This window comes from Streptomyces sp. NBC_01635, from assembly GCF_045209715.1.
In the GTDB taxonomy this organism is placed as follows: Bacteria; Actinomycetota; Actinomycetes; order Streptomycetales; family Streptomycetaceae; genus Streptomyces; species Streptomyces hirsutus.
In genome coordinates this window covers 5,635,087-5,647,344 of sequence record NZ_CP109277.1, presented here as the reverse complement: position 1 = coordinate 5,647,344, position 12,258 = coordinate 5,635,087, and the positions used below count along the sequence as shown (strand labels likewise).

The window sequence follows — 12,258 nt, the reverse complement described above, 5'->3', positions numbered from 1 at the left end:
GGGTGCGACATTCCGTACCGGTGTTTCAGCCGTCGAGAAGCGTGTCCACGGAGAGCTCTACGCGCACGCCGATCGATTCCGGCACGGCCACGTCCTGCCCCCGCTTGAAGCGCTGGGGGTCGGGGTACTTGCCATCGGCCGGTTCCGTGTAGAGCAGGATCTCATCGTGCTTGCGGTCCACGATCAGGTAGGCCGGAATGCCCGCCTGGGCGTAGCACTCGACCTTGGGGCCGAGGTCGTCGGACCAGTTGGACGACGTGATCTCGACGACCAGACGGAAGACGTTCGGCGCGTAGTAGTTCTTGGTGACGTAGGCGTCGCGGAAGTCGTCGTCGACGACGGACAGGTCGGGGATCGCGAAGTCCGCCGGCAACGTGGGGAGCCACAGACCAACGCCTTGGATCCATTCGGCCCCGCTGTCCGCGATACCCGCACGCTCGAGCGCCCTGCAGAATTTCGTCAACGACAACCCGTGCGAGCCGTCCGGCGGCGGTGTCACAGTGAGCCTCCCCTGGAGAATCTCCACGCGGTGGCCAGGCAGTGCACGGGCGAGCTGGTCGGCAGCCTCGCCCAGGGTCAGCTCCTGCTGCAGTACGGCCATGGCGTCCTCCTTTTCGGGGCCCACTCTCCACGAGAGTAACCGGGGACGGACGGCTTCCGCCCGCGGTCACTCATACGAGGTAACCGACCAGGTCAGAAGGCGTCCGAAGGCACGTAAGCCCCCCACACCTCCCGCAGCGCGTTGCACACCTCGCCCACCGTCGCCCGCGCGCGCAGGGCGTCCTTCATCGGGTACAGGACGTTGTCCTCGCCCTCCGCGGCCTTCTTCAGCGCGGCCAGGGCGGTGTCCACCGCCTGCTGGTCGCGCTCCGCGCGCAGCTTCGCCAGGCGTTCGGCCTGCTGGGCCTCGATCGCCGGGTCGACGCGCAGCGGCTCGTAGGGCTCCTCGGCGTCGAGCTGGTAGCGGTTGACGCCGACCACGACCCGCTCACCGGAGTCGGTCTCCTGGGCGATGCGGTAGGCGGAGCGCTCGATCTCACTCTTCTGGAAGCCGTGTTCGATGGCGTCGACCGCGCCGCCGAGGTCCTCGACCCGCTCCATCAACTCCAGCGCCGCGGCCTCCACCTCGTCGGTCATCCTCTCCACGACGTAGGAACCCGCGAACGGGTCGACGGTCGCCGTCACGTCCGTCTCGTAGGCGAGGACCTGCTGGGTGCGCAGGGCCAGGCGGGCGCTCTTGTCGGTGGGCAGCGCGATGGCCTCGTCGAAGGAGTTGGTGTGCAGCGACTGCGTGCCGCCGAGGACCGCGGCCAGGCCCTGCACGGCGACGCGGACCAGGTTGACCTCGGGCTGCTGGGCGGTCAGCTGGACACCGGCCGTCTGCGTGTGGAAGCGCAGCATCAGCGACTTGGGGTTCTTCGCGCCGAACTCCTCCTTCATGAGCCGGGCCCAGATCCGGCGGGCCGCGCGGAACTTGGCGACCTCCTCCAGGATCGTCGTCCGGGCGACGAAGAAGAACGACAGGCGGGGCGCGAAGTCGTCGACGTCCATGCCGGCCGCGACCGCCGTACGGACGTACTCGATGCCGTCGGCCAGGGTGAACGCGATCTCCTGCGCCGGGGAGGCCCCCGCCTCGGCCATGTGGTAGCCGGAGATCGAGATCGTGTTCCACTTGGGGATCTCGGCCCGGCAGTACTTGAAGATGTCCGCGATCAGCCGCAGCGACGGCTTGGGCGGGAAGATGTACGTGCCGCGCGCGATGTACTCCTTGAGCACGTCGTTCTGGATCGTGCCGGTGAGCTTGTCGGCCGGGACGCCCTGCTCCTCGGCGACGAGTTGGTACAGCAGCAGCAGGAGGGAGGCGGGCGCGTTGATCGTCATCGACGTGGAGACCTTGTCCAGGGGGATCCCGCCGAACAGCACCCGCATGTCGTCGATCGAGTCGATGGCGACGCCCACCTTGCCGACCTCGCCCGAGGCGATCGGGGCGTCGGAGTCGTGGCCCATCTGGGTGGGCAGGTCGAAGGCGACCGACAGGCCCATCGTGCCGTTGGCGATCAGCTGCTTGTACCGGGCGTTGGACTCGGTCGCCGTGCCGAAACCGGCGTACTGGCGCATCGTCCAGGGGCGGCCGGTGTACATCGTCGGGTACACGCCCCGGGTGAACGGGTACGTCCCCGGCTCGCCCAGCTGCTCGGCCGGGTCCCAGCCCTCGAGGGACTCCGGTCCGTAGACCGGTTCGATGGGCAGTCCGCTCTCGGTGGACCGAGCACTTCCCGACTCGCGTGCCATGGTGTGTTGCCTCCCGCCGAGCAGCGCTGCTCGGCCTGCTCGCCCGTTTACCGTCAGTCGCTCACCGGTCGGACCGTCCACCCGCCGGTACGGACCGCTTTTCGACGGACTGTAGTCCCGGGGTGCGACCCGGTGCAGGGACGTGCGCTGGGACCTTCCTCACAGGGTCGCCGGGACCCCGCTCACAGCGCTCGTCTCCGCCGTCGTCCGCCTGTCACTCACCACCATGCCCCCTGGTTCGGGAGCGGTCACCTCGGGGAGCATCTCCAGTGACGGCACGCAGGGACCGGTGAAGCGAGGGGGGCTCGCGTGCGTACTACGGGCACGGGGACGAGGGCACGGACACCGGCGCGGACCCGGTCGCGGTCGGGTACGGGTACGGCGACGAGGGCCGTTGCCGCGGGCGTGGCGCTGGCCGCGCTGGCCGGGGGTGCGGTGGGCTGCACCGTGCAGCCCGTCGACGCGGACGGCAACGGGCGGTCTCCGGTGCGCATCGAGCTGCCGAGCCGGACGCCGTCGGCGTACCGGCCGCCCTCCGATACGCCCTCCGGTACGGGTTCCGATTCCGGATCCGGGACCGACGGCGGCGGGAGGGGCAAGGACGCCGACGCCGGTGGCCGCCCGGAGAGCGCGCCGGCGCGGGTGCTGTGGTCCCCCGGTGACTCGGGCCGTGACATCCGTGAGCTCCAGGCCCGGCTGCGGCAGGCCGCCTGGCTGTTCGACGGCCCCACCGGAACGTACGACGGGCCCACGCGGGAGGCCGTCGAGGGGTTCCAGGGCAAGCGCGGGCTGCCGCGGACCGGGCGGACCGACACCGTCACCTGGCAGCGGCTGCTCGGCATGACACGCGAACCGGGCCGGTGGGAGCTGTACCTGATGGGCGGCCAGCCGGCCGCCGCCCCCGACGCACGCTGCCGGACGGGCCGGGTGCTGTGCATCAGCAAGTCCAGCCGCACCCTGCGCTGGATGGTCGACGGACGGACCCTGACGACGCTGCCCGTCCGCTTCGGCTCCGACCCCACACCGACGCGCGACGGCGTCTTCCAGGTCTACTGGAAGTCCCGCGACCACGTGTCCACGCTCTACGACTCGCCGATGCCCTACGCCCTGTTCTTCAGCGGCGGCCAGGCCGTGCACTTCTCTGCCGACTTCGCCGCGCGGGGCTATGCCGGTTCCTCGCACGGCTGTGTCAATGTGCGGGACGAGGCGGCCATCGCCCGGCTGTACGAGCAGGTGCGCAACGGCGACAAGGTCGTCGTCCACTGGTGAGCGCCGCGCGGGCGCCGGCGACGTCAGGGGGTGGGTGGGAAGGGCGCGGGCGGGACCGGGGGAACGTGTCCCGCCCGCGCCGAATGCACGAGCCACAGGTACGGGGGGAACCCGGCTCCGTGCAAAAGCCGATGACCAGTCGGCTCACTCAGTACTGCGCCCCGGTGACCGAAAACGTCACACCCGACGGGAAGGAAACGCCAAGCCCTCGTAAAGTCGCAGGTCAGCCGGACGCGTCGGCACCCTTGCCGTGTTTGCCGCCGTTGCCCTGGCCATCCTGACCGTTGCCCTGGCCGTTGCCCTGGCCATCCTGACCGTTGCCCTGGCCGTTGCCCTGGCCGCTGTCGCCCTTGTTGCCGTTGGCGTTCCCTTTCCCGTTCCCTTTCCCGTTCCCGGCGTTCCCGTTCCCGGCGTTCCCGTTCCCGGCGTTCCCGTTGCTGCCGTTCCCGTTCGCCGCGCCCTCGTTACTGCCGTTGTCGTTGCCGTTGCCGTTCCCGTTGCCGTTCCCGTTGCCGCTCCGGCCGTTGCCGGTGTCGTTGCCGCCGTCCCGCTTCGTCGTGGGGCCGGAATCGGGGCCGGACCCCGTGCCCGTGTCGGCTCCGGCGCCGTGGTGGGCCAGGACGTTCTCGCAGTACGGCCCGACATGGGCGGAGCCGCCCGCCGCGCCCTCCAGCAGGCGCCTGCGGTTGCCCGGGAGCTTGCGTCCGTCGTGTAAGGCACGGCAGGCCGAGGCGATCTGTTTCCCGCGGCCGTTCCCGGGCCCGAGGTCGCCGGTCTTCACGCCGGTCTCCGCCAGACCGCCGTCCTCGTCGGCGCCGGTGCCCGGTCCGTCCTGCCACCCGGTGTCACCGTCGGCGTCCCCGGACGGCTCGCCCTGCTCCTCCCCGGGTGCGACGCCGCCCGGCGCGTCCTTCTTCGACGGGTGTGGCGGCAGGGGGCGTTCGGGTGGGCCGGTGGCGGTGGCGGTGGCGGCGGGGCCGGAGACTCCGGACGGTGTCGGCAGCACTCCGGTACCGGCCAGGACCGCGGCACCGCCGACCATGCCCACGGTCAGCGCGACGGCCAGTCCGAAGCGCACGGGGCGCGCCCAGCGGGGTGCCCGTCCGGTTCCGGATCGGTCCGCGGACGGAGCGCCGATCCTGACCAGTCCGACGTCGGTGCCCTGGGCGGCCCCGGCCCGGGGCGCGACGGGTACGGCGGACACGGCCCCGGCGGCCCGGCCCGTCCGCTCCTCGCGGACCTTGCGGAAAGCGGCCAGCGCGGCGGCCTCACCGGGGAGTTCCCCGCCGGCCGGCGGAGGTGGGGCGGACAGCGCGCCGAGTGCGCTCGAGAGCCGTTCGGCCTGATCACGGTCGGCCGGACCGACAGCTTCGGGTGACTCTCCGTTCAGCAGTCGCTCCGCCGTTTCGCGGTTCAGCCACCTGTACTGCTCGTCGGCCATCACATGTCCTTCTGCGTCCGCGCTCGCATATGCGTCACACTCGCGGACGTCACCGCAGAGCGGCGTGGTTCTCTCTGGGGCGGGAGGGCGTCGAGCACCCCTGCGGATTCCGGATGCGCTTCCGGATCACCGTCGAGTATCTCAGCCAGCCGTCTCAGGCCCCGGTGCGCGGCCGTGCGTACGGCACCCGGCCGCTTGCCCAGCGTCTCGGCGGCGGTCCTCGCGTCGAGGCCCACGACCACCCGCAGGACGACGGCCTCGGCCTGGTCCTGCGGCAGCCGCGAGATGAGGGCGAAGGCGCCGTCGGTGGCCATCGCCTCGATGGCCTGGTCGGCGGTGTCGGACTCGGCGGGCCGCCCGGTCAGTTCGGTCTCGTCGCCGCCGATCGCGGGGCGGCGCCCGCGCATGCGGATGTGGTCGAGGGCCCGGTTGCGGGCGATCCGGGCGGCCCAGCCGCGGAACCGGTCCGCGTCACCGCTGAACCGCTGCAGGTCCCGGGCTATCTGCAGCCACGCCTCGGACGTCACGTCCTCGGCGTCGAGTTCGCCCACCAGCGTGCGTACGTACCCCAGCAGCCGCGGGTGCACGGCCCGGTACACCGTCCGGAACGCGCTCTCGTCCCCGTCCTGCGCCGCCCCCACCGCGGCCGTCAGCTCCGCGTCGTCCCCCAGCACCGCGCACCCTCTTTGCGCCTAAGCCGGCGCCGCTCTCGCGGACCGGGTTCTCGCCGTCGTGGTTCCTCAATTGATGGTTGCGGTCTCTGGCTGCGGGCGGGTCGTGGTCATGTGTCCGTCGCAGCCTGGCGCGAAAGGCACGTTACGACCTCAAACCTCTCCCCGTCCATGTCCCTCCACGATCCCGTGCATGATTCAACGAACTTGTGACCGCGCGGTGTGACAGAAAACGCACTCATGGCGCTGTAGGAATTACGGGCCGCCGCGCGGTCCGTGCCGCGCGACGGCCGGGGCCTCTCCTGTGGGGGGTGGCGGCCCCGGCCGTTGCCTTGGCAGGCGTGGACTACGGCTTCTTTTCGCCACCCGGCCGGGCGGACGCACCCTGACGACCGCTCACGCCGTTGTCCGGACCGCCGGAGCCGTTGCCGGAGCCGTTGCCGGAGTCGCCCGCGTCACCGGGCCGGTTCCCCGGCGCACCGGTGCCACCGGGCTCCGCCCCGCCCGTCGCCGTCCGCACCTGCCCGGCGCAGTGGGCCTCGACGTGCGCCGCGCCGCCCGCCGCCTCGACGAGCCGCTTCCGGGCAGCCGGTTCGAGCCCCTTGCCCCGCCCCTCGGCCTTCTCGTACGCGCGGCAGTGGGCCGCGGTGTCCTCGCCCCGGAGCGCGCCCTCCGGGGCGGCGGGGCGGGAGCCCGCGTCCGGACCGGCGGCGGGGGGCCGGCCGGCGGACGGGTTTCCGAGCAGGTCCTCGGACGGGGTGGAGGTGACGGCCGGGGTGGAGGTGACGGCCGGGACCGGCGGACGGGCCCCTCCCTCCCGGGAACCGTCCGTCGCCGTCCCGCTCGCCCCCATCCCCGCGACGGCGACCCCGCCCAGGCTGAGGCCGGCGACCAGGACGGAGAGGGTGGCCTTCACCGAGAAGCGGCCGAGACGCGGTTCCCGGGGGCGCCAGTCGTCGCGGCGCCGGGTGCGGGCGCGGTGCGCGCCCGTCTCCCGCGCCTCCCGGAACGCGGCCACGGCCCGCTGTTCCGCCCCGGCGTCGACACCGTCCTCGACCAGGGCTTCGGCGAGCAGGGCCTCGAGGCCGACGGCGGCGGGGCCGACGACGTCACGGGCAGGATGCCGATCGGAGGCGGGTGCACCGACGGAGGCGGAGGCAGCGGCGGAACCGGACCCGGGGCGGCCCCGCAGGTCCGCGCGGTGGCCCTGCGACGCGGCCTCGGGGTGCACACGCCGACGGCCGGGTGTCCCGCCGTCGTCCCTCCGTTCACCCATGCCCGTATCCGTCCCCGCTCGAGCCGTTCAATCCGTTCGATCCACCCGGTCCGTGTGCCCGGCCGGGCACCCTCGCCCGACCGACGCATACGTTCCGTACGTCCGGTCTGTTCAGACCGCCGGGCCGGCCGTGCGTCGCCGGGCGGCCCCGCCTGCCGTCACGCGCCGTCCCGGTCACCGGTCACTTCGACTCACCCAGCGTCCGGGAGGCCGCATCCGTCACACTTTCGGCGTTCAGCTGCCTGGCCAGGCGTTTCAGCCCCCGGTACGCGGCCGTCCGGACCGCGCCCGGCCGCTTGCCGAGAACGCGGGCGGCGGCGGGGCCGTCGAGGCCGACGACCACCCGCAGCAGTACGGCCTCGGCCTGGTCCCGGGGCAGCCCGGCGACCAGTTCCAGGGCGCACTCGGTGGAGATGGCCTCCAGCGCCTGGTCGTGCGTGCTCTGCGGGCCGGGGAGGTCCAGCACGTCCTGTTCCAGCGTCGAGGGCCGTGGCCGCGCCCGTTGCCGGCGCAGGTGGTCCAGTGCCCGGTGCCGGGCGATGGTCGCCGTCCAGCCCCGGAACCCCGCTCCGTCGCCCTTGAACCGGCCGAGGTCGCGGGCTATCTCCAGCCAGGCGTCCGAGGTCACGTCCTCCGCGTCGTCGCCGACCAGTCCGCGTACGTAGCCGAGAAGCCGGGGCTGCACGAGCCGGTAGGCCACGGCGAAGGCGGCCTCGTCACCGTCCTGGGCCCGCGCGACGGCCGCGCCCAGTTCCCCGTCGTGCGCCTGTGCGCGGCGGGGTTGCCCTCCCTTGCCCAAGAACTGTCCTCGTCCGTACCGGTCCGTGGCGCAGCCGTCCGGCGCGCCACGTCGGGTCGTGCCCACGGCCCCAAGGTCATCAGCGTCCGGCGCCACGAAAGTGTCACAGTTCGTCAGTTGCTCCGTGGGTGCCGTCCGACCGGGCCCGGGCGCCTCCCGTCACCTCAGTGGTCTCCGCTCGACGCGTCCCGGCACAGCAGGCGCAGGGATCCATCGGCCGTGTAGCAGCGGCGGGCCTCCTCCATCGGGTCCCAGAGACGGCCGTCGGGAGTACGGACCCAGTGCTCACCGCCGGAGGCCCACCACTCGCCGCCGGTCCGACGCACGATCACCTCGCCGGCGTAGGCGCCGAACCCGCGCAGCACCGTCTCCACGGCGGCGTACGGGGCCGCCTCCCGGCGTATGTCCTCGATGGCGCGGTCGGCGCTCCACAGACTGCGCGCCGAGTAGTCGAGGCGCAGCCGCGCCCCTTCGCGCATCGCCGTCACGGTGTCCGCCGCCCACCGCACGGGCTTCGTCGCGGCCGGGGGACGGGGCTCCTGCCGGGTCGCCGCAGTCCCCGTCGTCGCAGTCTCAGCCATCACAGTTGTCACAGTCGTCACAGTCGTCACAGTCGATGGAGCGCTCCGGCCCGCGGTTCTGTCACCCGGATGTGCGCGGTCGCGGGCAACCGACGCAGAACCGCCCCGGATCCGCCGCAGCACGGTCACAGGAGCGGCCGTGGGGCGGGCGCTCGGCCCGCCGGGCGGCGGGCCGGGCGGCGTCGGGGTGACGGATCGGGTCCCGGCCGCGCTCATGTCTTCGATGAGTACGTACTTCCACTTCCGCGCCGTGCCGTCCCCGGCCCTGCGCAACAGCCCTGCCTGGCTGCTGCGGTTGTTCGAGGACGACTGGGACACCGTGCGCGCACGCATCGGCCGACACCGCGAGGAGGTCCTCGACAAGGGCTACCTCGACCACGAGTTCCTCTACGCGGGCGCTCTCCCGCGGCACACGCCGGACGGACCGCCCGCGCACGTCGTGCTCGGTGGCCGGCCGGTCTCCCCGCCCGGTCCCGACCGGCCGCCGTTCCTGTTGCTCACCGCGGCGCAGGCCGGCCGGGTCGCCGGCTTCCTGAGGACCGCCGACTTCGACGCGCTGTGGCGGCGGGCCCGTGACCGGATCGTCCCGCCCCAAGGCGACCCGGACATGGAGCCGCAGATACGCGGCGTCTTCGCGGCGGCCCACCGCGACCTGACCGCGTTCTACACGCGCGCGGCGCAGCAGCGCGAGGCGGTGGTGAAGTGGTTGCTCCTCTGAACCGGCTGAACCGGCGGCAGCCGTCCCGGCCCGTCCCCTCGTCCCGCCCCGGTCACGTGTCCCGCCCTGTCAGCCGTCCCTGCGGTTGCGGCGGGAGAGGGCCGCGACCAGGACGCGCCGGCCCTCCGTGGAGACCTCCAGCGCGCGCCGCAGCCCGGCCGGGCCGTGACCGGCCAGAACCTCCAGGACGGTGATCTGGCGGCGCAGTTCGGCGCTGCAGAGCGGCGACAGCGGCAGACCCTCCGTCCGGCCCTCGCGGGCCGCCTCGACCGCGTCCGTCGCGTCCTCGGCGGGGTCGCCGCCGTCCAGGATGCGGTGGACCCGCAGTGCGGTGACCGAGCAGGCCTGGGCCCACTCGCGCAGTACGGCGGTGGATCGCTCCGCCGGGGCCGTGGTGAGCATCCGGTACGCGAGCTCCGCCGCCACCTCGGCACCGCGCGTGCCGTCCGCGCCGTGCACCGCGTCGAGCTTGCCGCGGATCTGCTCCAACCGCTCGGCCCACTCCTCGGCGGCGGCGCCCTCGGCGAGGCTCCCCCACAGGGGGCGCAGCGTCTCGTCGTCACCGCCCAGCAACGGTACGCAGCGATCCAAACAAGCCATCCCGCTCGCGGCCAGCCCTCGCTCGTCGGCCTGCGCGATCAGTTCCACCAAGCTCATCCACGTCTCCTCAGCGGGGCTTCGCAGGCCTCTGAAGAGGCCCTTCACGGACCTCACCGATACGGAGGCCGCACTTTCCCTTACTGCGTGCGACGGGCCAGGAGTGTCACAGGGGGACGACGCCGAGCCGGTCGAGCAGTCTGAAGAGTAAGTTTTCAGCCAGGGGGTGCCCCCGCTCGAGCGGAGCCGAGAGTGGGGGAGGATCGGGGTCGGCGGTCAGTACTTCGACCAGTTCCGCCGCGGACACGGCCTGTCCGGCCTCGGCGGCCCACTCGACGGCCCGGTCGGCGGCGTCCCGGGGCTCCAGGAAGTAGTCCTCCAGCGTGAGCCCGTTCCGCACCACGCCCTCCGCGCCCTCGACGCCGTCCGCCCCGTCGGCGCCGTCCGCCGCCGGGGCGCCGAGGTAGCCGGCCATCGCGGACCGCGCCAGGCAGGTCGTCCAGGCACCGCTCTCCGGTGCCGCCGCCTCCACCACCACGCAGGCGCTGTCCATCACGTAGCCGAACAGCGCGGGTGCGCCGGTCTCCCTGGCGAGGTCGTTCATGTTCCCTATGCCGCCGTCGCCGCTCGGGTACTCCCAGACCTGCCATCCGCCCGGGGCCGACGTGCGCAGGGTCATCCCCCGGGCGCCGGCCAGCGCGTCCCGTTCGGCAAGCGGCCGCTCGTCACGGCCCACGACGAAATACCCCCAGTAACCCATGTGCCGGCATTCCCCCCGGTGTATCGGTTTCGGCTCGTCAGAAGACCACCACAGTCGTACGGGGGTTCGCAGGAATATGGCGTGATCCATCCCACGAAACCCCTCCGGAACCCACCGAAGTCCACCGAAACCGCCGCATCCGGTCCGGCTCAGTCCACCTCGTCCGCCAGGCTCCGGAACTCCGTCCAGGACAGCGCCGGTTCGGCCGGGTCCCAGAGCTTCTGCACGGTCGCCCGCAGCGGCATCCTGATCCCGGCCGCGACCTGGTCCTCATTCTGCGAACCGGACAGGTCGCACCAGATGGCGAAGGACCCGCCGAGGATCTGGCCGTCGTACCGGGAGGGCACGGCGGTGGCGCCGCGCAGGACGCGCGGCGTCCACTGCTCGTAGATCCGCTCCCCCGTCGGGTAGACGAAGTCGTTCGGCTCGCCCAGCACGTAGTAGAGGAACTCGTCGTTGTAGTTGAGGACCTCGCGGCCCTCGCTCAGATAGTCCGCCGGCTGCCGGGCGCCGATCTCCTTTCCGGTCCAGTAGGCGATCTGGATGTCCTTCGCGGCCCGCACCGAACTGCCCTCGAAGAAGCCGTCGTTCCAGGCGCGGAGCGTGCGTCCGTGGGCGCGGACGGTGTCGGCGCGGTCGTTGAGCCAGCTCGTGGCCAGGTCCTCGACGGTGGCGCCGGAGCCGTGCTCCTTCCGCGCGGCGGCGGCGAGTCCCGGGAACGACGCCTCGGGATCGGGCACCACCAGCGCCTGGTACTCGTCGGCGCCGAGGTGCCACTGCGAGCCGGGGAACAGCCCCGCGTACTCGTTCAGCAGCTCGTCGACGATCTCCGCGGACTCGGGATCGGAGATGTCGATCGCCCCGCGCACGGCCCCGCCGCCCGCGTTGCGCAGCTGGAGGCCGGGGTGGGCGGCGAGAACGGCGCCGAGGTGTCCGGGAGAGTCGATCTCGGGCACGACGGTGATGTGCCGGCTCGCGGCGAGGTCGACGATCCGCTTGACCTGCGCCTTGGTCAGATGCTGGTCGGCCACGACCTCCGGGTGCGAGTCGGACTCGATACGGAAGCTCTGGTCGTCGGAGAAGTGCAGACCCAGTTCGTTGAACTTCAGGTCGCCGAGTTCACGGACCCGGTCCTCGATCCAGTCGGCGGTGAAGTGCTTGCGCGCGATGTCCAGCATCATCCCGCGCCGCTGCTTGGCGGGCTCGTCGCGCACGACCCCCTCGGGGGCGGTCCCGGCGCCGTGGATCTGCTGCTTGAGGGTGCGGGTGCCGTAGAAGACGCCCGCCTCGGCGGGAGCACTGACGGTCACCCGCCCGCCCCGCACGGTCATCGTGTACGACTCGGGGTTCGCGCCCTTTCCCTTGTTCAGCTCCAGGCGCAGGTCCCCGGCGCGCTCGTCGTTCTTCTCCCCCGCGTACGCCAGGCCCAGCTCGCCGGCCACGAGGCGGCCCTCGTCCGCCAGGGCCGGATCGCCGACGACCACCCGGTGACCGCGCTCGGGCCGCCAGCCGGGGCCGCGCTCGGCACTGTGGTCACGGACGGCGGGGATGGTCCGGGGCGCCTGGGACAAGGGGTAGGAACGGGTGGGGCTCGGCTCGGACTCCCCGGACGGCGGCGAACCCGCCGTGCCCCCGGAGCGGGAAGCGGCCGGGCCGTCGTCGTCCGACGCCGCCCAGAGACCGACCCCCACGCCGGACGCCACGATCACCGAGGACGCCGCGAGGGCCACGACCAGCATCCGCCGCTGTCTCACCTGGTGCGCGGACGGCCGACGCCTGTGCTGCCTGTGCTGACTCACACACCCAACCTACGGCCCTTCCGGACGACGGACGTCGACGGGCCGTTCCGAAACT

The 12,258-nt window shown here is 72.7% G+C and carries 12 protein-coding genes; 2 read left to right on the top strand and 10 right to left on the bottom strand.

The genetic code is table 11. The features are described 5' to 3' along the window. Nucleotides 1–25: 25 nt before the first annotated feature. Together OHB56_RS26405 and OHB56_RS26400 are read right to left on the bottom strand one after the other, a co-directional pair. Entirely contained in the window at nucleotides 26–601 is a 576-nt protein-coding gene (locus tag OHB56_RS26405) for a Uma2 family endonuclease (RefSeq protein ID WP_326754399.1), read from the bottom strand. Nucleotides 602–693: 92 nt separating this feature from the next. Further along, nucleotides 694–2,292, bottom strand: coding sequence for a methylmalonyl-CoA mutase (locus OHB56_RS26400; protein WP_406355982.1), 1,599 nt, complete (start codon nucleotides 2,290–2,292; stop codon nucleotides 694–696). A gap of 411 nt (nucleotides 2,293–2,703) precedes the next feature. Here OHB56_RS26400 and OHB56_RS26395 point away from each other — a divergent pair, with 411 nt between their 5' ends. Continuing rightward, nucleotides 2,704–3,561, top strand: a complete 858-nt coding sequence (locus tag OHB56_RS26395) for a L,D-transpeptidase family protein (protein WP_326757144.1) — start codon at nucleotides 2,704–2,706, stop codon at nucleotides 3,559–3,561. Between the two features lie 223 nt (nucleotides 3,562–3,784). Here the strand turns inward: OHB56_RS26395 and OHB56_RS26390 are convergent, their stop codons facing one another. From OHB56_RS26390 to OHB56_RS26370, 5 genes are all read right to left on the bottom strand, one after another. After that, nucleotides 3,785–5,002, bottom strand: coding sequence for a hypothetical protein (locus OHB56_RS26390; protein ID WP_406355981.1), 1,218 nt, complete (start codon nucleotides 5,000–5,002; stop codon nucleotides 3,785–3,787). Continuing rightward, complete coding sequence (locus OHB56_RS26385; RefSeq protein ID WP_406355979.1) at nucleotides 5,002–5,676, bottom strand: RNA polymerase sigma factor; 675 nt, start codon at nucleotides 5,674–5,676, stop codon at nucleotides 5,002–5,004. The genes OHB56_RS26390 and OHB56_RS26385 overlap by 1 nt, the downstream gene beginning before the upstream one ends. Before the next feature lie 343 nt (nucleotides 5,677–6,019). After that, on the bottom strand, nucleotides 6,020–6,949 hold the full coding sequence (locus OHB56_RS26380; RefSeq protein WP_406355978.1) for a hypothetical protein: 930 nt from the start codon (nucleotides 6,947–6,949) through the stop codon (nucleotides 6,020–6,022). 181 nt (nucleotides 6,950–7,130) lie between these two features. Further along, nucleotides 7,131–7,748: an RNA polymerase sigma factor gene (locus OHB56_RS26375; protein WP_406355976.1), complete on the bottom strand. Its 618-nt coding sequence runs from the start codon at nucleotides 7,746–7,748 to the stop codon at nucleotides 7,131–7,133. 164 nt (nucleotides 7,749–7,912) lie between these two features. Next, nucleotides 7,913–8,329: a hypothetical protein gene (locus OHB56_RS26370; protein WP_326754394.1), complete on the bottom strand. Its 417-nt coding sequence runs from the start codon at nucleotides 8,327–8,329 to the stop codon at nucleotides 7,913–7,915. 223 nt (nucleotides 8,330–8,552) lie between these two features. Here OHB56_RS26370 and OHB56_RS26365 point away from each other — a divergent pair, with 223 nt between their 5' ends. After that, on the top strand, nucleotides 8,553–9,047 hold the full coding sequence (locus tag OHB56_RS26365) for a DUF1877 family protein (protein ID WP_326754393.1): 495 nt from the start codon (nucleotides 8,553–8,555) through the stop codon (nucleotides 9,045–9,047). 69 nt (nucleotides 9,048–9,116) lie between these two features. Here the strand turns inward: OHB56_RS26365 and OHB56_RS26360 are convergent, their stop codons facing one another. From OHB56_RS26360 to OHB56_RS26350, 3 genes are all read right to left on the bottom strand, one after another. After that, nucleotides 9,117–9,704, bottom strand: coding sequence for a hypothetical protein (locus tag OHB56_RS26360; protein WP_326754392.1), 588 nt, complete (start codon nucleotides 9,702–9,704; stop codon nucleotides 9,117–9,119). A gap of 106 nt (nucleotides 9,705–9,810) precedes the next feature. Further along, a complete protein-coding gene (locus OHB56_RS26355; protein ID WP_406355974.1) occupies nucleotides 9,811–10,404 on the bottom strand; it encodes a hypothetical protein in 594 nt (197 codons plus the stop codon). A gap of 149 nt (nucleotides 10,405–10,553) precedes the next feature. Next, nucleotides 10,554–12,143 (bottom strand): glycoside hydrolase family 20 protein, encoded by a 1,590-nt coding sequence (locus OHB56_RS26350; RefSeq protein ID WP_326757142.1) that lies wholly within the window; start codon nucleotides 12,141–12,143, stop codon nucleotides 10,554–10,556. Nucleotides 12,144–12,258: the final 115 nt, after the last annotated feature.